This is a genomic window from Pseudomonas fragi (assembly GCF_025426255.1).
GTDB classification, from domain to species: Bacteria; Pseudomonadota; Gammaproteobacteria; order Pseudomonadales; family Pseudomonadaceae; genus Aquipseudomonas; species Aquipseudomonas kulmbachensis.
On sequence record NZ_CP104861.1, the window covers coordinates 3387262 to 3407997 of the forward strand.

At 52.5% G+C, this 20736-nt stretch carries 16 protein-coding genes and 2 pseudogenes; 9 read left to right on the plus strand and 9 right to left on the minus strand.

The window, feature by feature from the left end:
- Positions 1–55: 55 nt before the first annotated feature.
- The 6 genes from alc to N7D90_RS15740 all read left to right on the plus strand — a co-directional run bounded on the left by alc (position 56) and on the right by N7D90_RS15740 (position 6410).
- Complete coding sequence (alc, locus tag N7D90_RS15715; protein WP_261738871.1) at positions 56–1051, plus strand: allantoicase; 996 nt, start codon at positions 56–58, stop codon at positions 1049–1051.
- A 121-nt stretch (positions 1052–1172) separates the two neighbouring features.
- Positions 1173–1676: an ureidoglycolate lyase gene (locus N7D90_RS15720; protein WP_261738872.1), complete on the plus strand. Its 504-nt coding sequence runs from the start codon at positions 1173–1175 to the stop codon at positions 1674–1676.
- A 47-nt stretch (positions 1677–1723) separates the two neighbouring features.
- Positions 1724–3013, plus strand: a complete 1290-nt coding sequence (locus tag N7D90_RS15725) for a urate hydroxylase PuuD (protein WP_261738873.1) — start codon at positions 1724–1726, stop codon at positions 3011–3013.
- Positions 3014–3089: 76 nt separating this feature from the next.
- Positions 3090–4454 (plus strand): nucleobase:cation symporter-2 family protein, encoded by a 1365-nt coding sequence (locus N7D90_RS15730; protein WP_261738874.1) that lies wholly within the window; start codon positions 3090–3092, stop codon positions 4452–4454.
- A 135-nt stretch (positions 4455–4589) separates the two neighbouring features.
- The gene (locus N7D90_RS15735) at positions 4590–5375 is read left to right on the plus strand and encodes an outer membrane protein OmpK (RefSeq protein WP_261738875.1); all 786 of its coding nucleotides are present in this window, start codon (positions 4590–4592) and stop codon (positions 5373–5375) included.
- 249 nt (positions 5376–5624) lie between these two features.
- Positions 5625–6410, plus strand: a complete 786-nt coding sequence (locus N7D90_RS15740; protein ID WP_261738876.1) for an outer membrane protein OmpK — start codon at positions 5625–5627, stop codon at positions 6408–6410.
- Positions 6411–6429: 19 nt separating this feature from the next.
- On the opposite strand, the gene N7D90_RS15745 is transcribed toward N7D90_RS15740, so the two are convergent.
- Entirely contained in the window at positions 6430–7032 is a 603-nt protein-coding gene (locus N7D90_RS15745) for a TetR/AcrR family transcriptional regulator (RefSeq protein ID WP_261738877.1), read from the minus strand.
- Positions 7033–7239: 207 nt separating this feature from the next.
- Here N7D90_RS15745 and N7D90_RS15750 point away from each other — a divergent pair, with 207 nt between their 5' ends.
- On the plus strand, positions 7240–8442 hold the full coding sequence (locus N7D90_RS15750) for an MFS transporter (RefSeq protein ID WP_261738878.1): 1203 nt from the start codon (positions 7240–7242) through the stop codon (positions 8440–8442).
- Positions 8443–8446: 4 nt separating this feature from the next.
- On the opposite strand, the pseudogene N7D90_RS15755 reads toward N7D90_RS15750, so the two are convergent.
- From N7D90_RS15755 to N7D90_RS15775, 5 genes and pseudogenes are all read right to left on the minus strand, one after another.
- A pseudogene (locus tag N7D90_RS15755) lies at positions 8447–8935 on the minus strand (DUF808 family protein); the annotation flags it as partial.
- A gap of 564 nt (positions 8936–9499) precedes the next feature.
- Positions 9500–9973 carry a hypothetical protein gene (locus tag N7D90_RS15760; protein WP_261738879.1) on the minus strand — a complete coding sequence of 158 codons (474 nt, stop codon included), beginning with the start codon at positions 9971–9973 and terminating at the stop codon, positions 9500–9502.
- Positions 9970–11847, minus strand: a complete 1878-nt coding sequence (locus tag N7D90_RS15765) for a hypothetical protein (RefSeq protein WP_261738880.1) — start codon at positions 11845–11847, stop codon at positions 9970–9972. The genes N7D90_RS15760 and N7D90_RS15765 overlap by 4 nt, the downstream gene beginning before the upstream one ends.
- Entirely contained in the window at positions 11834–13648 is a 1815-nt protein-coding gene (locus N7D90_RS15770) for a site-specific integrase (protein WP_261738881.1), read from the minus strand. Before N7D90_RS15770 ends, N7D90_RS15765 begins: the two co-directional genes overlap by 14 nt.
- 3 nt (positions 13649–13651) lie before the next feature.
- On the minus strand, positions 13652–14755 hold the full coding sequence (locus tag N7D90_RS15775; protein ID WP_261738882.1) for a tyrosine-type recombinase/integrase: 1104 nt from the start codon (positions 14753–14755) through the stop codon (positions 13652–13654).
- Positions 14756–15177: 422 nt separating this feature from the next.
- Between N7D90_RS15775 and N7D90_RS15780 the strand changes: the two are divergent.
- Positions 15178–15901 (plus strand): annotated as a pseudogene (locus N7D90_RS15780) (IS21 family transposase); the annotation flags it as partial.
- Between the two features lie 197 nt (positions 15902–16098).
- Here the strand turns inward: N7D90_RS15780 and N7D90_RS15785 are convergent.
- Entirely contained in the window at positions 16099–16731 is a 633-nt protein-coding gene (locus tag N7D90_RS15785) for an ATP-binding protein (protein WP_261738883.1), read from the minus strand.
- A gap of 51 nt (positions 16732–16782) precedes the next feature.
- Here N7D90_RS15785 and N7D90_RS15790 point away from each other — a divergent pair, with 51 nt between their 5' ends.
- Positions 16783–17496 carry a hypothetical protein gene (locus N7D90_RS15790; RefSeq protein WP_261738884.1) on the plus strand — a complete coding sequence of 238 codons (714 nt, stop codon included), beginning with the start codon at positions 16783–16785 and terminating at the stop codon, positions 17494–17496.
- Between the two features lie 33 nt (positions 17497–17529).
- Here the strand turns inward: N7D90_RS15790 and N7D90_RS15795 are convergent, their stop codons facing one another.
- Both N7D90_RS15795 and N7D90_RS15800 read right to left on the minus strand, forming a co-directional pair.
- The gene (locus tag N7D90_RS15795; protein WP_261738885.1) at positions 17530–18453 is read right to left on the minus strand and encodes a DUF808 domain-containing protein; all 924 of its coding nucleotides are present in this window, start codon (positions 18451–18453) and stop codon (positions 17530–17532) included.
- Positions 18454–18728: 275 nt separating this feature from the next.
- Positions 18729–20270 (minus strand): LA2681 family HEPN domain-containing protein, encoded by a 1542-nt coding sequence (locus tag N7D90_RS15800; protein WP_261742460.1) that lies wholly within the window; start codon positions 20268–20270, stop codon positions 18729–18731.
- Positions 20271–20736: the final 466 nt, after the last annotated feature.

A 20736-nucleotide genomic window follows, 5' to 3' on the forward strand; every position in this document is an offset into this window, starting at 1 on the left:
CCGGCACTTGCCGATGACGCATCTCCAGCCACTTAATTAAAGGCAGACAAGAAGAATGAAAGCTTACGCCGTACCTTTCGAGAAGTTCGTCAACCTGGCCGATGCCCGCCTGGGCACCAAAATCGTTTCGGTAACCGATGACTGGTTCGCTGACGCCAACCGCATGTTCCAGCCGACCCCGGCCGTATGGAAGGAGGGCGTTTTCGATGACAACGGCAAGTGGATGGACGGCTGGGAGTCCCGCCGCAAGCGCTTCGAAGGCTATGACAGTGCAGTCATCCGTCTTGGCGTTCCGGGCTCGATCAAGGGCGTGGACATCGACACTTCATTCTTCACCGGCAACTTCCCGCCGTCTGCCTCCCTTGAGGCCTGTTTCCTGGCCTCGGGCGAACCGGGCGAAGACACTAAATGGGTTGAAGTGCTGTCGGCTGTCGAGCTGCAAGGCAACAGCCACCACTACCACGAGATCAGCAATGACCAGGCGTTCAGCCACTTGCGCTTCAATATCTACCCGGATGGCGGCGTAGCACGTCTGCGCGTTTACGGCGTGCCGTTCCGCGACTGGTCGGCAGTGGGCGACAACGAACAGGTCGATCTGGCTTCAGCCCTCAACGGTGGCCGTGCCCTCGCCTGCTCCGATGAACACTTCGGCCGCATGAGCAACATCCTCAACCCGGGCCGTGGCATCAACATGGGCGACGGCTGGGAAACCGCGCGTCGTCGTACGCCAGGTAATGACTGGGTCATCGTGGCTCTGGGGCATGCTGGCCTGATCGAAGAAATCACCATCGACACCCTGCACTTCAAGGGCAACTACCCGGACAGCTGCTCGATCCAGGGCGCGTTCGTCAAGGGCGGTACTGACAACCAGATCGAAACCCAGTCGCTGTTCTGGCGTGAATTGCTGCCGAGCCAAAAAATGGAAATGCACGCTGAACACACCTACAGCGAGCAACTCAAAGACCTCGGTCCAATCACCCACATTCGCCTGAATCTGTTCCCGGACGGTGGTGTAAGCCGCCTGCGCGTATTGGGTAAAGTCGCCAAATAAGCGCTGACCCCGATCGCAGGCAAGCCTGCTCCCACAGGGAATTGCATCGCACATGTGGGAGCGGGCTTGCCCGCGATAGCGACAAAACTGACACCACAGAAACCCGAATAAGAAGACCACCATGCGCACATTGATGATTGAACCGCTGACCAAAGAAGCCTTCGCCCCTTTCGGTGATGTGATTGAAACCGATGGCAGCGACCACTTCATGATCAATAACGGTTCGACCATGCGCTTTCACCGTCTGGCCGAGGTCGAAACGGCTACGCCAGAAGACAAGGCGATCATCAGTATTTTCCGCGCAGACGCGCAGGATATGCCGTTTACCGTCCGCATGCTGGAGCGCCATCCGCTGGGCAGCCAGGCTTTTATACCGCTGCTCGGCAACCCCTTTCTGATCGTGGTCGCGCCACTTGGCGATGAACCTGTATCAGGTCTGGTCCGTGCCTTTGTCAGTAATGGCAGGCAGGGCATTAATTACCATCGCGGCGTTTGGCACCATCCGGTGCTGACGATCGAAAAGCGGGATGACTTCCTGGTGGTTGATCGCAGTGGCACAGGCAATAACTGCGATGAGCATTTCTTGAAAGAGGATGAGCTGTTGATCCTCGCCCCCCACCAATAAGAGAAGGTCCGTCTACTCACGCAGGGTAGCGGGCAGAGGTAAAGACTGTGGAAGCACATCTAATGGAATGGCTGAATCTGAGCGTGCGCTGGATTCATATGATTACCGGTGTGGCCTGGATCGGCGCATCGTTTTATTTCGTCTGGCTGGAGAACAACCTCAACCGAGCCAACCCCAAGGAAGGCCTGGCGGGCGACCTTTGGGCCATTCACGGCGGCGGTATTTACCACCTCGAAAAATACAAGCTGGCCCCACCCACCATGCCGGAAAACCTGCACTGGTTTAAGTGGGAAGCCTATTTCACCTGGATGTCAGGCATCGCCCTGCTCTGCCTGGTGTTCTACTTCAACCCCGCGCTGTACCTGATCGCTCCCGGCAGCAGCCTGAGCGGTCCCGAAGCAGTTGCCATCGGTATCGGTTCATTGATTGCCGGCTGGTTTGTTTACGACTTTCTATGCGACTCCGCCTTGGGCAAACGCCCGGCGTTGCTCGGTTTCGTCCTGTTTGTGTTGCTGGTTGCAGCAGCGTTCGGCCTGAGCAAGGTGTTCAGCGGGCGCGGTGCGTACCTGCATGTGGGCGCCATTATCGGCACCATCATGGTCGGTAACGTGTTCCGCACCATCATGCCCGCGCAACGCGCTCTGGTAGCTGCCATCAAGGAAGGCCGCAGCCCCGATCCGGCACTGCCGGCCAAAGGCCTGCTGCGTTCACGTCACAACAACTACTTCACCTTGCCGGTGCTGTTCATCATGATCAGCAACCACTTCCCGAGCACCTATGGCAGCCAATACAACTGGCTGATCCTGGCCGGGATTGCGGTGTTGGCGGTGTTGGTTCGTCACTACTTCAACACCCGCCACAATAGCCACAAATATGCCTGGACCTTGCCGGTCGCAGCACTGGGCATGATCTGCCTGGCTTACGTCACAGGCCCAAAACCGGTGTCGACTGCTCCTGAAACCGCCAAGGTCATCAAGTACCAACCGCTTCCGGAAACCGCCCTGGGCGGAGTCAGAGCCGCAGATGCTCCAGCCCCGGTAACCGCACCCGCCGCCCCGGCAGCGCCAGTGGCCAGTATCGACTTCGAGAAAGTCCATGTGGTGATCCAGGAACGCTGCACAGTCTGTCACTCAGCCACGCCCAGCAGTCCGCTGTTCAGCGCAGCGCCCGCTGGCGTGATGTTCGATACCGCGCAACAGATCAAGCTGATGGCCCCGCGCATTCAGGCCCAGGCCGTCGCCAGCCAGATCATGCCGCTGGGCAATATCACCCAAATGACGCAACAGGAACGCGACCTGATCGGTGCCTGGATCAACACCGGAGCCCAAACCAACTGACGCACAGGCTATGTGGTCGCAGCACTGCTGCGACCACAGGAACACACCACTACAATAAAAATGACCGAGGTGTTGCATGTCCGATTTAACCGAACCGCGCATACCCGCCATATCAGCCCCGCCCCCCTTGGCGCGGCTACCCTTGTTGCAATTGATTCTGGTCGGTTTGCAGCATGTACTGCTGATGTACGGCGGCGCCGTTGCCGTACCGTTGATCATCGGACAGGCCGCTGGTTTGAGTCGCGAAGAGATCGCCTTTCTGATCAACGCCGACCTGCTGGTCGCCGGGGTCGCCACTATCGTGCAGTCGATGGGTATCGGCCCCATGGGTATTCGCATGCCGGTGATGATGGGCGCCAGTTTTGCAGCCGTTGGCAGCATGGTGGCGATGGCCGGGATGCCGGGTATCGGTATGACCGGGATTTTCGGCGCGACTATTGCCGCAGGCTTTTTCGGGATGATCATTGCGCCGTTCATGTCCAAGGTGGTGCGTTTTTTTCCACCCTTGGTCACCGGCACCGTGATCACTTCGATTGGCCTGTCACTATTCCCCGTCGCGGTTAACTGGGCCGGTGGTGGCAGTGCTGCTGCACAGTTCGGTTCGCCGGTGTACCTGGCTATCGCAGCATTGGTGCTGGGCACCATCTTGCTGATCAACCGTTTTATGCGCGGTTTCTGGGTCAATATCTCGGTGCTGATCGGTATGGCTTTGGGCTACGTGCTGTCCGGCGCCATTGGTATGGTTGACCTGTCCGGCATCGACAACGCGCCCTGGTTCCAGATTGTTACGCCGCTGCACTTCGGCATGCCGGAGTTCCACTTGGCGCCGATCCTTTCCATGTGTCTGGTGGTAGTCATCATTTTTGTCGAATCCACCGGGATGTTCCTGGCGCTGGGCAAAATCACCGGCCAGGAAGTCACCCCACGCATGCTGCGTCGCGGCCTGTTGTGTGATGCCGGGGCGTCGTTCCTCGCCGGCTTTTTCAACACATTTACCCACTCCTCCTTCGCTCAAAACATTGGTCTGGTACAGATGACCGGCGTGCGTTGCCGCTCGGTGACGATCATGGCGGGCGTGTTTCTGATCACCCTGAGCCTGCTGCCCAAGGCGGCGTACCTGGTGGCCTCGATTCCACCGGCGGTATTGGGCGGCGCAGCCATCGCCATGTTCGGCATGGTTGCGGCAACTGGAATCAAAATCCTGCAGGAAGCCGATATCGCCGACCGCCGCAATCAGTTGCTGGTGGCCGTCAGTATCGGCATGGGCCTGATCCCGGTGGTGCGCCCCGAGTTCTTCGCCCACCTGCCACTGTGGATGGGACCCATCACCCACAGCGGCATCGCCATGGCCGCCGTCAGCGCGGTGTGCCTGAACCTGATGTTCAATGTACTGGGTGGCGCCGGACGCACGGCCATGAGCGGGCATGTGCATCAGCATTGAAGCTGACTGAGCCCCTGCTCGCGATGCAAACGATGCGGTAAATCTGAACGACCGCATTGATGCCATCGCGAGCAAGCTCGCGCCCACAGATTCACCAGCTTCTGAAACAACACAATAATAAAAAGGGAGTTACCCATGAACTGCAAACACTGGGGCGTCACGCTCGCGGGTGGGATTTTGGCTGCCGGTCAGGCAATGGCCGGAGATCTGTTTTTGTGGCAAACCAACAGCCTGACTTACCTCTACGGCAAAAATTTCGAGATCAACCCTTCTATCCAGCAAACCGTCACTTTCGAACATGCCGACAAGTGGAAGTACGGCGACAACTTTCTGTTTGTCGATCGCATTTTCTACAACGGCAAGGATGACCCCAACAAAGGCCCACACACCTACTATGGTGAGTTCAGCCCGCGCCTGTCGTTCGGAAAAATCTTCGACCAAAAACTTGAGTACGGCCCGATCAAGGACGTCCTGCTGGCCATGACCTACGAGTACGGCGAAGGCGACAGCGAGGCGTACTTGATCGGCCCGGGGTTTGATCTGGCGGTGCCGGGGTTTAACTACTTCACCCTGAACTTCTACCGTCGACATACCGAAGGCCCGCGCCCTGGAACAGGGGTCTGGCAGATCACTCCGTCGTTTTCCTACACAATCCCGATGGGACGCTCCAACCTGCTGATCGACGGTTACATGGACTGGGTGGTCGACAACGACCAGAACTCACGCGGCACTTACCACGCCAATCTGCACTTCAATCCGCAGATCAAATATGACCTGGGCAAAGCCCTGAATCTGGGTGAAAAACAGCTGTATGTCGGGATTGAATACAGTTATTGGAAGGACAAGTACGGCATCGACAGCAGCAGCCGTCTGGACACCAACCAGAACACCGCCAGCGCCCTGATCAAAGTCCACTTCTAAGTTAAATGTTTGTGCACCCACTGTTCATGCTCGCCTTGAGCGTTAACAGAGCGCTTGAGTGCAGACGCCTGAGCCAGTATTCTCCGCGCCCGCTCAAGCGCCAGTACTGTTTTAAAGCTGACTTCAGAGCCAGCTTTATACCTTTAAATCAAAGGTTTACTGACTGTTTTAAAGCACGGATCAAGGCGCCATCACAGAGCGCCACGTTCTGACTACTGCACAACTTTTTACTTTTTTGGAGCTAACCGAATGAAGCGCACACTTACCAGCCTGATGCTTGCGGGGAGCATGTTGGGCGGTCCTGCGGCAGTCGCCGGCGACCTGTTGCAATGGCAAACCAACAGCCTGACTTACTTGTACGGCAAGGACTTTCAAGTCAATCCAAAGATTCAGCAGACCGTCACCTTCGAGCATGCTGACAGTTGGAAGTACGGTGATAACTTCTTCTTCCTCGACCGCATTTTTTACAACGGCAAAGAAGACGGCAACGTTGGCCCGAACACCTATTACGGTGAATTCACCCCACGGTTGTCGTTCGGCAAGATTTTCGATCAGAAGTTTGAGTTTGGCCCGATCAAAGACGTGTTGCTGGCCATGACCTACGAGTTTGGCGAAGGCGACACCGAGGCCTACCTGATCGGCCCGGGTTTCGACCTGAACGTGCCGGGCTTTGACTACTTCCAGTTGAACTTCTACCAGCGCTTCCCGGAAGGTAATCGTGCAGGCAAAGGCGTATGGCAGATTACCCCGGTGTGGGCCTACACCCTGCCCCTGGGCAACTCCGATGTGCTGATCGACGGCTACATGGACTGGGTGGTCGACAATGACCAGAACGCCCGTGGCACCTACCATGCCAACCTGCACTTCAATCCGCAGATCAAATACGACCTGGGCAAGGCCTTGAGCTGGGGCGCCAAACAGTTGTATGTCGGCGTGGAATACGACTACTGGAAAAACAAGTACGGCATCGAAGACAGCGGTTCATTCAAGACCAACCAGGACACCGCGAGCCTGTTGGTCAAGTACCACTTCTGATGCACCGGCCTCAGCCGCGTTATCGCGCCTGAGGCACTTGCAGCAAACCCCGCAGCATCAGGTCCAGGCTGTCCAGCGCAGCCGCCAGACGCTGTGGCGGGTTGTCAGCCTCGGCAATCCAGAACGACGCATCCATCAAACCACCCTGAATCAGACGCGCCAGCGCCTCGGGATCGGTGCGTTGAATCACCTGGGTGTCCATCAAGCCTTGCAGCATTGACGCCATCGACAAGCAGCACACCGATTGGGTGTTCTGTACGTATTGCGAGCCCAGTACCGAGGGCGCATCACGCAACAGAATGCGCTGCACTTCAATTTCCAGGGCCATTTCCAGATACAACCGGCACTGATCCCGAAACCCTTGCCACTGGCTCTCGGCCTGCTCAAGAACCTGCGCCAACTGCGCGTCCAGTTCGGCATCGATCTGCTGGGCCACCGCCTGAAACAACCCCTTCTTGTCACCAAAGTGGTGATACAGCGCACCACGGGTCAAGCCCACCGAGGCCGTCAACTCGTCCATCGAAGTCTGGGCGTAACCCACCGAACCGAAGGCCAGCCGAGCAGCCTCAAGCAGCTTGCCACGGGTTTCTTCGATCATTTGCGACCGCGCTTTGGGCGCCATGCCTGCCACCTTTATTTTGAGATACACGACGTATGTTAATTGACATACGCCGCGTATGCGTATATTTCTACATACGCCGCGTATGTGGGCGCTGCCGCAGGCTGCGATAAGGGCCGAAGGACCTTCAACAACGAGGTCGCTTCGCAACCCATCGCAGCCTGCGGCAGCGGCTACAGACTGCGGTCCACCTTTTGTTGCGGAGCTTGTATGGCTAACCCTTATCGCGAGATTTTCAGCGCCCCCGGCACCAAGGCTTTCAGCGGCGCGGGCCTGATCGCACGGATGCCAATTTCCATGGTAGGCATCGGCATCATCACCATGCTGGCACAATTGCACGGCTCGTACTGGTTGGCAGGCGCCGTGGCCGCAACCTTTGCCCTGGCCATGGCCCTGCTGGCGCCGCAAATCTCGCGCTGGGTCGACCGCTACGGCCAGAGCCGCGTACTACCGGGCGTCACCGTCATTGGCGTCAGCGCATTGCTGGGCTTGCTGCTGTGCAGCCACTTCGGCGCGCCGGACTGGACGCTGTTTGTTTTTGCCGCACTGTCGGGCTGCATTCCCAGCATGCCAGCGATGGTGCGGGCACGCTGGACCGAGCTGTATCGCGGCTCCCCCAAATTGCACACCGCGTTCTCGTTCGAGTCTGTGCTCGATGAAGTGAGTTTTATCATCGGCCCGCCAATTTCCGTGGGCCTCAGCGTGGCGCTGTTTCCGCAGGCCGGGCCGCTGGTGGCAGCCATCCTGCTGGCAATCGGTGTCACCGCGTTTGTGCTGCAACGCAAAACCGAACCACCGGTACACCCGCGCAGCAACGAGCACGGCGGCAGCGTCTTGCAGCAGGGTGCCGTGCTTATTTTGCTGATGGCCCTGCTGGGCCTGGGGACGATTGTGGGCACTGTGGATGTGGTTAGCGTCGCCTTTGCCCAGCACCAGGGCCAACCCGCCGCTGCAAGCATCGTGCTCTCGGTATATGCCCTGGGATCGTGCGTGGCCGGGTTGGTGTTCGGTACGCTCAAATTGAACATGCCGCTGCCCAAGCTGTTTGTGCTGGGCGCACTGGCCACCGCGATCACGATGGTGCCGCTGATGTGGGTCGACAGCATCACCACACTGGCCGTCGGAATGCTGTTTGCCGGGCTGTTTTTCGCCCCGACCCTGATTACCGCTATGGGGTTGGTGGAAAATATCGTCCCGCCCGCCAAACTGACCGAAGGCCTGACCTGGATGATTACCGGCCTGGGCATGGGGGTTGCCCTCGGCGCAGTGGTCGGCGGCTGGGTAATCGACGCTTACGGCGCCCAGACCGGGTTTACCGTGTCACTGGCAGCCGGGGGCGGCATGTTGCTGTTCGCCGTGCTGGGTTATCGCCTGCTGCAAAACAGCACGTCGCCGCGCCCCCCGGCGGCATGACGGCTTAGCCTTTGACTGCGCGCCATACCTTGCTCACGCCTGTGACCACAGCCAACACCAGCGCCCCGGCGATGATGCCGCCCACGGCGTTGAGCAAGGTCGGCACAATGGCCGATACCACGCCCAGCCATTGCGCGCTGTTTTGCGCCACGCCTTCGACCCAGTGATGAAGCGCGGGCACGCCGTGGGTCAAGATCCCGCCGCCGACCATAAACATCGCAGCCGTGCCGATCACCGTCAGGCTTTTCATCATGTAAGGTGCGGCGCTCAACACGCCACGGCCAAAGCTGCGCTGAAAACGCGGCCATGCCCCGTCACCGGTCTTGCGGCTCAGGTACAGGCCGCCATCATCGAGCTTGACGATGCCACCCACCACGCCATACACGCCGATTGTCATCACAATGGCGATCCCCGACAACACCACCACTTGCTGTATCAACGGCGACTCGGACACGATCCCCAAGGTGATGGCAATGATTTCGGCGGACAGCACATTTTAACCACCACTAAGATGCACAGTACCTGATGGGCCTTGGCCCGCAAGGTAGATTGATGCTTGTGCATCAGCTTTTTTTGCACAATGCGAGCTCACCTGGCCAGATCGCCCCCACAATGAAGCGAATATGCAAGGCCAGATCTCCCGCCGCCACAGCGCAACGTGATTGTGAGCTCTTCCAAACCTTGGAGGTCGACGGAGGCCTGGAGTTATGGGGAAATCAAATTGCGGACGGCGTCTAAGTACAGCGCTCAAATGGAAAGACTACGAACACTGAAACCCGAATGCTGCCAGGAACCTTAGGGCTACCGGTGTATATCAGGCACAGATCACCCAAAAGTTAGGGCTGTCGTCCACGATGGTCAAATATCACTGGAAGCGGATTATCGCTGGGGAGACTGAGGACTCAACAAAGATGGGTACATCGAACGCTGATAATGAATGAAATACAGCATGCCTACCCATCCTATGCCTCATTAGCGCATTTTTATACTAGGAGCCTAGCCTGTACTCAGCTACTCACTGCTTGATGAGTAGGTGTGGAAAAGAGGGATTGTGAAGTTACTTTATAACTTTCAAACTCCTTAGGCGATTATTCTCATCCGTTATCAACCTGATACGGGTTTCATGCCGCTCGATCATGATTTTCAGATCATGAATGTCACGCTTCAGGTCGAGCGTGCGATGGAACCAATGCCCCGCCCTCACCCGGGCTCCCTGCAACTGGTTCTGTAGTTCCGTAATAAGCTCTTTATCACTCTTGATAAGAGCGGCAGTGCTCAGAGTCTCGGCGGCCCTCTGGCTCTTGATTCTTTCGAGCTCTGACAGCGGCCACCCGAGCCCACCCTCAAGTGTTTTGTTATCTTTAGCACGATTCATTATGGTATTGCGGTGAACTTTAGAAAGCTTAGCAAGACAAGCTTGCGTTGACGAGAGTTTGGGATCTTTCTCGATTTTCACTAAAGCAGAGGTTATTGCAATTGTTATCGCCTCAAAATCTTGGGAATTCTTAGCCTCGAATGCTAGTTTCTTCAATTTTGTTTTTTCCTAAAATTCGTAATTACCTTCTCAGCTTCTGCGATTGCTGTTTCAAACTGTTCTTTCCCATAGAAAAAACGAGGATCCTCCATCATCCTGACATTGTCAGCCTTAACCGCTTGCCATGCTGGAATATGCTCTTCGGTGATCACAGCATTTTTGCATTTGTTAGGATTACAACGTAGCTGACCAATGCATGGCACATCTTTAGCCCCTCCTGGGTCTGTTTTCCGTCCCGTACAATAACCTAGTCCGACGTTTACAAACACTGCGTTGGTTAACCTACCAAGTTCATCAATGATCTCCTCATTTGAATAGCCTGCACTCATCATACCTTCAAAATACACGTCCCTGCGCTCAGAAAAAACTGCGGCTCCGCCACCAGAAATCGGGGAACGAGGCGAAAAAATCTGAACGACTTTCTCCCGCTTGAACTCGGATATAAAGAACCCGGCCATTTGTGACTGAAGCAATGAAGCACTATTCCCATATGCCATAGTGACTTCACTGGGAAGACGCTGAACCTCATCATACATATGCTTCAATTGAAAGCTAATATATGGCATACCAAGATGAGCCTTGACCATTTGACGAGTTAGCGAATGTTTGAACTGATGAGAGTTAAATATCCATTCGTCAAACAGTCCGTCACGATTTACGATTTTAAAATATCGTTTCATAGCGACATGAAACCCTGAATACGAGTACCCTTTAAACCTCTTGGAATCATCGTTCGAAGGAGCCCCCACAATCAGATTATTTGGCGAAAAAAGATACTCACTTCCTTTTATCGGCGACATGGCCTCAAGAGCCTCAACCGCATCCAAAACTACATCTATAGCCACCCATGTGTCATCACTTATATCATGAGCCGACTTAGTCTTATATACACGACCACTCACGACAGGAATTCCATCTTTAATTTCTCGGCAGCCATACTTGAGACTGGCCAATTCTGAAAATCTGCCACCAACATACAGCCCAATTACACATTGGGATGCCATGTTGACCTCCTTCAAATAATCGGCGATGACCTTTACCTTAGTGCCCATGGATTCTAACTTATCTTCGATCCCTCGATCCCGAACTCCGCTTACATATGAAACCCTAAATTGCGTATACAACTCAAAAATATAACGAAAGTCAAATTTCGTAATATTTTTTGGAGGCGAATAGTCATAAACACTGTTATCAAGAACAGGTAAATTCATGCGCTTCAGAAAATCTTGAACTCTCGCAAGCGATGAATAACTAGCCTCAGAAAATTGCTGATCAGACAACCAGCGATAAGTTGTTTTTTTTGAACTTTCAACGCCTCCCGCCCCAGAGAAAGCAGCTTTTAGACGCAGGTTCGTTTTAGCATCAATCTGCATATCCCTTCCTATTAATTTCCCAGCAGCAGCGCTAAAAATCAACTTAAGAGACGCCTTCAAAGTTCTTTGAGCACCTGGATATTGAGCTAGGCACTTCTCGCAATCTTCGATAACAATATCTGCAAGCGAGATATCAAAATCGTAAAGATTTTCATCTTTCAACAACTGTTCCAAAAAACCACATGCAGCCCGTACTTTGGGGACTACAGTCTGCGGCTTAACATTCCTACTGCCGCCAAACCAGACCGGAACCTTAGTATAAAAAAGAAATATTGTCTGGAGTTCTTCTACTATCTTTGGACTGATTTTCCAGTTACCCCAATCCACGTTGAGACGGGTTTCATCAATCGACCGTGCGCGATCCAATACGTCTTGGGTAAAATCCCATACCGCGTCTCTCGCTTGAGATAGTGCCGAAATTTTCACAAATCCGGCTAACCGACTACAAGAGCCTTTTTTTACTAAATCAAAGAGCCATTCTAGTTCATTTTCTTTCATACTTACCCCTCACCAAAAAAGGATCCATGTAAACTTCCATACTCAAGGACTGCTGCTCTGCGCTATTCAACAGTTCCTGAGCAAAATCACTGTTATCGCCCAAAATCCCATCTAGAATACTGAGATTTTGCATGAGTACAGACCGATGAGTAGTGGCTCCGGCGCCGTTTTCAAGTGCATATTTATATCCACGCTGAATTGCAAAAAGCCTGGGTAGGTGTTCCTCTAAAATAACCACCTTTGAACAACGGAGGCACATATTGAAATAAGTACACGACTGCCCTTCGACCCAGCCGACCGCCTTTTTTATACGAGCCGGCGGGTTATACACGTCAAGACATAACGCTGTTGCAGTTGTAAAAATAATAGCAGGATCACTGCTGGTTTGCGTTGCAATAGGCTTAGGATTCGTAATTTGTTCTTCTCGGTTCTTCCGAATATCAGAAAGGCATTTATATATTTCTTTCCGAGCCTTGGGGGCAAAATTATGCTTATCAATATAACGCATGGTGGTGATAATATCGCCATGTCCAAGAATTGCCTGAATCACCGACACATCAACTCCTGCGCCAAGCAACCTAGATACCAACGATGGGCGTAACCGTGAGATATTTATGTCAAGTGGTTTCCCATGATCGTCAACAAGATTGTATTTATCTACCATGTAACGACACCAATCAGAAATCAACTTATTAGGCTGGAGAAGATTCCTCAGTTCGCCACTAGCAGGCCCATAATAAGGCTTATAGATGAAAAGATAGTCGTCCCCTCCAGCCACTTCAAGCCGTATGGTCTTGGTAATGTCCAGTATACGATCCCATATTTTTTCAACGTAGTTTGACTGCTTGTCCTCAAGAGGCATTACATCTTTCCTATCTACGTCACTTTGACCCAAAGTGTTTACTAGTAGAGGTATATGAAGATCAGTATCGCCTTGCCCTCTGTTCTTCCAATAGTAAATACACGGTTTACCGGTTAGGGGATGATTTCTAATATAGTCTGTAGTCTTGAGGGATTGAGCAGGAGTTGAGTTCAAACCTGTCCATGTAACAAGCTTGAACAAGAACGGCATAATCACGAAACCATCCAGCCCCAGAGGCACTCCCCATCGCTGAAATAAATTTCTTGTACCGCCATGCTTCAGCGCCGCAAAATAAAATTTTTTCTGAGCGAAACTCATTGTTTTAGAATTAACAAAAGGCATGCAATCGAGTTTATTTTCAAACCACCACCGCATATTATTTTCATCATCACTCCAACCAGGAACGAAACCGTGACCATTAAACTCAGGCGGCACACCTAATCCAGTCGGCTTGTACCCCGGCATCAGTTTGCTTTCGACATACGCAATTTCTTGATCAAGCGCATTATCAAAATTTCTGAACTCGTTCTCGGAGAACGAATTCCGAGCGTTGGTTTCCCTTGAAGTTGGATCAAGAATAATATCTAGAAAGCTTAGATAGCCGTAAAATGAGTTTACAACCGCATACGAAAGCACGCCTCGCACAGCCGACAAGACTGAAGCCCGGTATGATGATGAGTAGGGTTGATAATCCATGTGATTTTTGAGGTGCACCAAAAAATACTGATCAAACTCATGCCCAACTCTGATAATCTTCTTCGCAAACCTTGGATCTGAGGCAATAAAATCCAACACCAGTCTTTTCGCACCTTTATAGGTAAGTATGGTGCTCTGATTGGTGTACCTAGCAATACTTGCGTCAAAAACTGCGGCAACCTCCGCTAAAGGATTTTCACATGAAGCCTTCGGTAGATCGTGACTAAAAATAGAATAAGACATTGTTCATTTTTTCTCTTTACTGCGTGATAGATAAGTCAAATCGTAAACTTTCTTTGCCTCGATAAATCTTGGCTTCACGTACCTTAAACCTAACTCATTGACAAACAAATGCGGTGACACGCCTGCGTATATATTGGTCGTCGAGAGCCTTTCATGGCCAAACTGCTCCTTGATAAGTATCAACTTCTGAACATGATCATCCCCAAGTTCCCCGGTAAGGAATGTAAGCGCCGTACCATGTCTTAAGCGATGCGGGCTTATCTCCCTCAATTTAAAACCAACTCTCTTCGCAGCATCTGCTATACACTTTTGTAGCCCTTTAACGGTTAATGGCTTACCAAATGTATTTAAAAAAGCCGGCTTATTTTTACTGTAGAAAGAAAACCTATATTGCGGAGAACTATGATACTTTTTGATCCTAGAATACATCGCTCGAGTAATTATTACCGTACGCTCTTTTATCTCACCCGCCGGCCCCTTACTACCTTGCACAGTAAGTGGCAAGTAGGCTAAATCTGAAGGTACATTTTCTAGTTCGTCAATGTCATCTTTGGTAATTCTAATTAGTTCAGAAACACGCAGCCCCATGTCATACAAGGCATGCACTGCACAGCGCTGAGACTCCCAATACATGCCTTTCAGGAGCTTGCAAAGCTGATCCTGCGTAACATACCTAGGACGTTTTCTCTTTGGCTTTGGGGTGTCAAGCTTTTTGTTCTCAAAGCCACTACTCTTTCTTGCATACCCGCTTTCAGAAGAAGCCAACCACGCGAAAAGCCCACTTATTATTGTTTCACGCAATCTAATATAGGTGCGCTCATAGCCCTGACCAACAAGCTGAACAAGGTAAGTACTTATAACAGAACGAGAAATTCCACATAAAATATCATCAACACTGCGACCAGAATATATCTCTAAACCTTCAAGATACTCACAGAAAATTTTAATATGATCAGCATACAACAAAATAACAGCAAGAGGATGCTTATTAGTTTCTGCCTTAGACTTCAAGTAATGACTTGGCAGCTCCGAAATATCACCATTACGCGAAAACAACACCGGGCAAACCTTCAACTTATTACTTGTTCGTACATTCACCAAGTTCATGTCGAGAACGATAAAGAAATACCATGCTCAAAGCAACAACCAACCTCATTTTTAGTTAGAATATTTCGCACCGAAAATCAACAACAGGTATAACTAGCAATTTTAATACATTGTTTAATAACAACACCCATATAATGACACTTCAGCATTACTCATATATTGACCGTCTGAAACATTGATCAGTTATTGACAGCTTTGCGCAGTTTGAGCGCACTTGAGCACTCACTCCATGAACACTTGGACAGCGAGCCCCCGAGTACTTGGACAAAAATCGCCTACTGACCCATCCCTCGCTCAAGCAGGCAGCAACGCAGGAGTATTCACTACCAGCGACTTTTTTTATCGGAGCGAAAAGCACGTCGTGGGGAGGGTTATTCGTGCGTTAAAGCCGAGAGGTATTATGCTTAAAGTGCGACGCCCGCCTGTCCGTACGAAAAAATTTTACCAGCAGGCTCATCAGCAGCGACAGTGCCGGCAATTACTTGCTTCGTTTCAACGCTTGCGGGCTGACCTAGCCGACATCGTTATCAGACGCTGAACTCGAACGGTGCCTTTTCCACCGCCATCGACTGTGCCCAACGATTAGCGCCCGATGCCCGATTGGGTAGGGCTCACGCCGAGTTGAGCGCCCTGGCGTGACTTTGACTTTGTTCTGGCAGGAATATCGACTAACCCACCCACAAGGTTTCCAATGAAGCGGGTTCTGCGAGCACTTCCTTCTCTGGGCGCCAAGATCGATGTGGTCATGAATCAGGAGCACCGAACCGGGGTAAAGCTGTTCGTCGATTGCGTCGACCAAACCGTACCGTTCATCGACCGGTGAGCAGGCGAGATCCGGTAAGCTCAAATCTTCGTTGCAGTCCTGGGTGCCCCCAGCTACACCTTCGCCGAGGCCACCTTGTCGCAAAAATTGCCTGACTAGCAGGGCTCGTACGCCCGTTGCTTCGCTTTTTCGGCAGAACAGCGCAGCTTCTAGTGTCAGACAACCTGCACAGCCGCTTCACCAAGACGCATCGCTACGAGCTGGATACCAACCTCAGTTACCGATATCTGGCCGAGCAGATTGAAGTATGCCTACATCCTCGAACGCAGAATCTATCCGAAGCACGGTTTCCGTGCCTGCTTGGGTATCCTGTGCCTGAGCAAACAGCACGGTGAAGAGCGGCTGCCGCTGCCCCAGCACAACCAGCCATAACTGCCCGAAGATCACATTAATCTGCGCGGCCCTAGCTACTACCAATGACTCAAAAAGGAGTAGATAGATGCTGTCCAACGCGACACTCGAAAAGCTGCAACCCCTGCGCCTGCACGTCATGGACTGCCGCACCAAATTGAATGACTATCTAACCCCAAAGACCCTGAAAGCTCGGCCCATCCGAAATCGGCGGCTGACTGGGCCTTCCGATCTGGATCGTGACAGGTATAGGAAAATCAACGCCAACCATGGCAACTTCACCTTGTTTGAGGTTCGGTAGAAAGGCGGCCGCCCATCTATCAAGCTCCCCACACGCGCGCTCCACGACCTCCCGGTCTCGATCATTCGTCAACCGGTGAACGAGTAGCGTCCCCATCTGGCTCAGCACCCCTTCAGTAATATCTCTGGGCCGCTGCGTGGCCAAGCATATGTTCAAGCCGTATTTTCGCCCTTCTTTAGCAATTAGCTCGAAAGCATCGAGATTCTGGACATCGTCCTCATTGCCAAGAGTCTTGCCAAGAAAGTTGTGGGCTTCGTCGAGAATGACGATCAAGGGCTTGAATCTAAAAGTCTCAGCCCTGGCTCGCTGTAGCAGCAAGCGCCCGATGGCATTGGCGATCACTTCCCTAGTATTGAACTCATAGCCAATGGAGCTCAGGCAAATTCGGAGCAAGCGCTTATCTCCAGCGAAGAACGCGTCGAACTTTTCGACCACGCTTGGCAGCGCATATCCATCGAACGAGATCTTTTGATCATCGAAACGGTGGACACTTGGAGACAAACCCGTACTGCCCCCGAATACTTCAGCCCACCTGAGCTACCCAGGAAAACCATGACTTCCTTTTTTCAACGCTACGCCGACGTCGGAACATCAGACATGCACATCCAGATACCACAGCGGTTTCTGCCAACTACCGTCAGTCATTATCCACTCGATGTCTTAGTGGGCCACTGGGAAGAGTATCTGGTAGACCCCGCCTCCGCTCATGAGCACTTTCCGTGGGCTGCCCGATTCGTTATGAGCATGCCCGTCCCAACTTGGGCCCGTGGGCTGGAGTGGAACCTGGGTCAGAAGCCTCGTTTCATCTCTGCAGTGTGGTCAGGCGGGGATCTGGGGAGTTACCTCTCGAATGACTGGTACGAGTCGCTAAGCGATGGCAGGGCATTGGCCGAAAACAGTGAAATTTTGATTGATGGCCAGCAACGTCTGCATAGCCTGGAGGAGTATCTCCTCGACCGGCTGGCGGCTCCTGATGCACAAGGGCAGCCAAGAATTTGGTCTGAACTCGGCAATGGCGAGCGGAGGCGGTTTTTGTCGACGATCTTCACCCATGCGAGGGTGTCATCTGGCGACGAGGTGGCATTGCGAAGGACATACGATCTTGGCTCGGTCATTCGATCAACGAGCTGTTCGGTAACCGCACTAATTAGGCTTGTGCATCGCCGGATTCTGCACAACACGGGCTCATTCCATCCTGAACGAACCAAGAGCCGAGCAGGAGGAGATCCCCCTCCAGCGTCAGCGCATCCAGTGGATTTTCAATAAATTGGCGGACATGCTATAAAACGGCCTGAGGCATTAATCTTTCTTGGCTGCTTCCGCAACCCGCGAAATCGCGCCCATCGCAACTGCGGCGATCATTCCAGATAGAGCCCCAACCACACCATATGCTCCCATCTTAGCGACAGCCCCCCATCCTCCAAGCGTGCTCACGATAGTTTCAATAAACTGCTCGACTGGATGAATACCCTCTGCCACAAAAGTGCCGCCAACTAGGAACATCGCGATAGTTCCAATCCACGACAGTGCCTTCATGAGAACTGGGGCTGACGCTACCAACATGCTACCAATTTTTCTCAAAACCGCCCCGATGCTGCCTTTAGACTTAGACTTGAGTAAAGCGAGACCAGCATCATCCAGCCTTACAATTCCTGCAACCAGACCATAAACACCAACAGTCATAGCCACTGAAATAATAATTAGCGTGACTATCTGCTGAAGCAAAGGGGCAGACGATACAACATTCAAAGTTATAATCGTAATTTCCGCGCTCAATATAAAATCCGTCCGGATTGCCCCCTTAATTTTACGCCTTTCGTAAGCAGCCAATTCCTCCTTAGTTTTAGGAGCGGACTTAGTATCGCTAGTATCGAGCTCATGACTGCCTCGAAACAGCTTCTCCTTGATGGCTTCGAATCCCTCGTAGCACAGGTAGATACCTCCTGCCATTAGCAGCCACTTTACTGACCAAGGCAAAAAAGCACTAAGTAACAGCGCACATGGCACTAAAATCGCTTTATTAACGAGTGATCCTTTGAACACTGCCCAGACCACAGGGAGTTCACGATCTGCTTTCATGCCGGTTACTTGCTCAGCATTTACGGCCAAATCGTCACTCAGGACGCTGGCCGATTTTTTTGCAGCGACCTTACTCATTAAAGAGATGTCATCTAACAAGGCCGCAATATCATCCAACAACGCAAAAAAACTGCTGCCAGCCATTTCATTTCACCCTTAGTAGATTCTTACAATTTAATTATCCTGAAGCACCTGAATCCTCAGACTTGCTTGCAGGAAAAGCCCGATGGCCCACAAGGACGCAAGGCCGACTCAACCAGCCCAAGCGAACAGGCAGCTTCACTATGGCTGTAGCCTTAGCACTAGGCATGCGGCCACTCGCTTGAACTCAGAGGTAAAGACACGGCGTTGTTTGGTCATCTGACACCTCGATATGGCGAGCATTCTCGCCTAAATGGGTGTCCGGTTTCATTAGACCACTACACATCATCCCGCCCTCGAATCCATTCATGATCAAACACCTCAAGGGTGCTAATCACATCCTTCGACTCTATCAACAATTCTTCGTGCTCACTGACTGCCAGGGCAAGCATCTGAATGGCCGACCTAGCGACGCGAAGCGCCTCCGTGACCGTTGCAGCGAATCGATCAAAGTCGTGATGTTCGACTTCGGCAGCCTTTCTGCACTGGGTAATATCGCCTAAATCATGCAAGACCACGAAGCGATGCGTGCCGACATTACGGAGGTTTTTCAAGGGGCGCAGAATGCCACCTCGGGCCTCATAGTCATCTGCCAGTTCAACCAAGCCGTAAAGGGCGCGCACACCACTACGAACAATGGATTCGACCTCGGAAGTCAATGGGCTCTGACCTTCTTTTTTTGTCCGTAGGCGCCAGATCTTTCCAAAGAAAATCTCATGCGGTTTCAGACCGAGCTCGAAGTAGTGATTCGCTGCAGCAGCGACTTTATCTAGGAGGTCTATGGCGGTGCGGTGAGCAAGTATCAGTGCAGACGTGGCTGGGCCATATACGGCGTAATCCAAGGTGTCATCGAAGCACCCCGAAGAAGGCCACCCTGCTTCATCCCGAGAACGCCAAGCGAGGTCGCGAGCAAGTATGAAGTCACCCTTCATCTGGTTGAACATCGCAAATATCGGCGGTGGCGTTGCCCCTTTTCCAGTCTCTCGCTCCAGAATGCCCGGCAATCGTAACCAATCAAGCTTGCCCATTTCGGGATCTACAAGCTCAACGGTCGGGCCGAGAGTCAGCCGCTCCTCCTCAACCCAGGAAACGAAAGGGTCGTTATGCGGCGCCCTCGGCGGCGGCTCTTGGAAACGATTGAGGAAGCTAAGCATTCCATCTGCTGCCTGTAGCCCAGCGTACTCAATGATTCGATCTCGGTTATCCCGTGCCACCTTGGCATGTGCTGCGGCTTCTAGTATCGCCAGATCCGAACAAAGGCCCATTTGGTAGCAGTAAATCAGGTACCTAGCTGCTCCGTGAGCAGCAACGCCGTTTTTTTGATCTAGGGCTAAGGCAGCAAGTCGTGCATCGTGAGACTCGCTCAAGCGCTGGCTGTCTGCGAACTGATTGGCGAGATTCGTCCAGCTCTGAGTTCGCGCGGACGCGCCCGCTTCAGCATCTTGAGCCACACTCCAAAAGCATGCCCTAGCCTCCGAGCGGAGATGCTTGGTGCTTTCCTTATGAACCAACCACTCGGCCCCATCGGGTGAATAGCCAATTGAACTGACTATCGCAGTGCCTAGGTTGAAGACGGTATCCGGTGTGGGGTAATGGCTATGGAGTTCACGGTAGAGAGTGAGTCCATCATTGATCGCATCCTGCTGCTGGCATTGCACTCCAGCATTGACCAACGTAGCCGCGCGCAACTGCATCATGTTGAGGCGATTCGCCCCTTCAAGACTCAACGCTCTGGCTTGCCTCAATGCTTCACCAGGATTAGTGTCTGTCAGGTGATCCAAGTGAGCTGCCAACTCGCCAAAACTGCAAGAGTCGTCCATCACAGTTCGTTCCCCCACCACTGAGTCGCCTATAGGTATACGTCCCATAAAAAGGCGCTGTCTGAATGATCGCACCCTGGAGCCGGAGCTTCACGGATAATCAATTAACTACTAACAGTGAGCCAGACCTCAGGACACGTGGTCTTAAGCGATAAGCTGCTCAAAGGTCTTCCACGCACGCTGTCGAAGATAAGACACCGTAGTGATGTGTGATTTGATGTGATCGGAGTAGCGGCCCTTGCTTTGGTTAGCCTGGTACATACACTAGGTAAGCATCAGTACGCCCCTCAATGTTCTGCCTTGCAAAACTTAAAAGGTACTGACTCATCGTGCCACCTCCCGAGTGCACATCAGCGTAACCGGACTGGCATCAAGAAGCCATTACCAGGCGCTCTGGAAGGGCCGGAGCTAGGAACACCTTGAGTAGCTTCGTACGAGACAGGTTTGCGCCCAACCTGCCTCTCAA

Bases quoted from the DNA above. Each gene is read 5' to 3' on its own strand.
- N7D90_RS15765 (WP_261738880.1), bottom strand. From the start codon at position 11,847: ATGAAAGAAAATGAACTAGAATGGCTCTTTGATTTAGTAAAAAAAGGC.
- N7D90_RS15790 (WP_261738884.1), top strand. From the start codon at position 16,783: ATGACTTCCTTTTTTCAACGCTACGCCGACGTCGGAACATCAGACATG.
- N7D90_RS15795 (WP_261738885.1), bottom strand. From the start codon at position 18,453: ATGGCTGGCAGCAGTTTTTTTGCGTTGTTGGATGATATTGCGGCCTTG.
- N7D90_RS15800 (WP_261742460.1), bottom strand. From the start codon at position 20,270: ATGGACGACTCTTGCAGTTTTGGCGAGTTGGCAGCTCACTTGGATCAC.
- alc (WP_261738871.1), top strand. From the start codon at position 56: ATGAAAGCTTACGCCGTACCTTTCGAGAAGTTCGTCAACCTGGCCGAT.
- N7D90_RS15740 (WP_261738876.1), top strand. From the start codon at position 5,625: ATGAAGCGCACACTTACCAGCCTGATGCTTGCGGGGAGCATGTTGGGC.
- N7D90_RS15750 (WP_261738878.1), top strand. From the start codon at position 7,240: ATGGCTAACCCTTATCGCGAGATTTTCAGCGCCCCCGGCACCAAGGCT.
- N7D90_RS15770 (WP_261738881.1), bottom strand. From the start codon at position 13,648: ATGTCTTATTCTATTTTTAGTCACGATCTACCGAAGGCTTCATGTGAA.
- N7D90_RS15720 (WP_261738872.1), top strand. From the start codon at position 1,173: ATGCGCACATTGATGATTGAACCGCTGACCAAAGAAGCCTTCGCCCCT.
- N7D90_RS15730 (WP_261738874.1), top strand. From the start codon at position 3,090: ATGTCCGATTTAACCGAACCGCGCATACCCGCCATATCAGCCCCGCCC.
- N7D90_RS15735 (WP_261738875.1), top strand. From the start codon at position 4,590: ATGAACTGCAAACACTGGGGCGTCACGCTCGCGGGTGGGATTTTGGCT.
- N7D90_RS15775 (WP_261738882.1), bottom strand. From the start codon at position 14,755: ATGAACTTGGTGAATGTACGAACAAGTAATAAGTTGAAGGTTTGCCCG.
- N7D90_RS15745 (WP_261738877.1), bottom strand. From the start codon at position 7,032: ATGGCGCCCAAAGCGCGGTCGCAAATGATCGAAGAAACCCGTGGCAAG.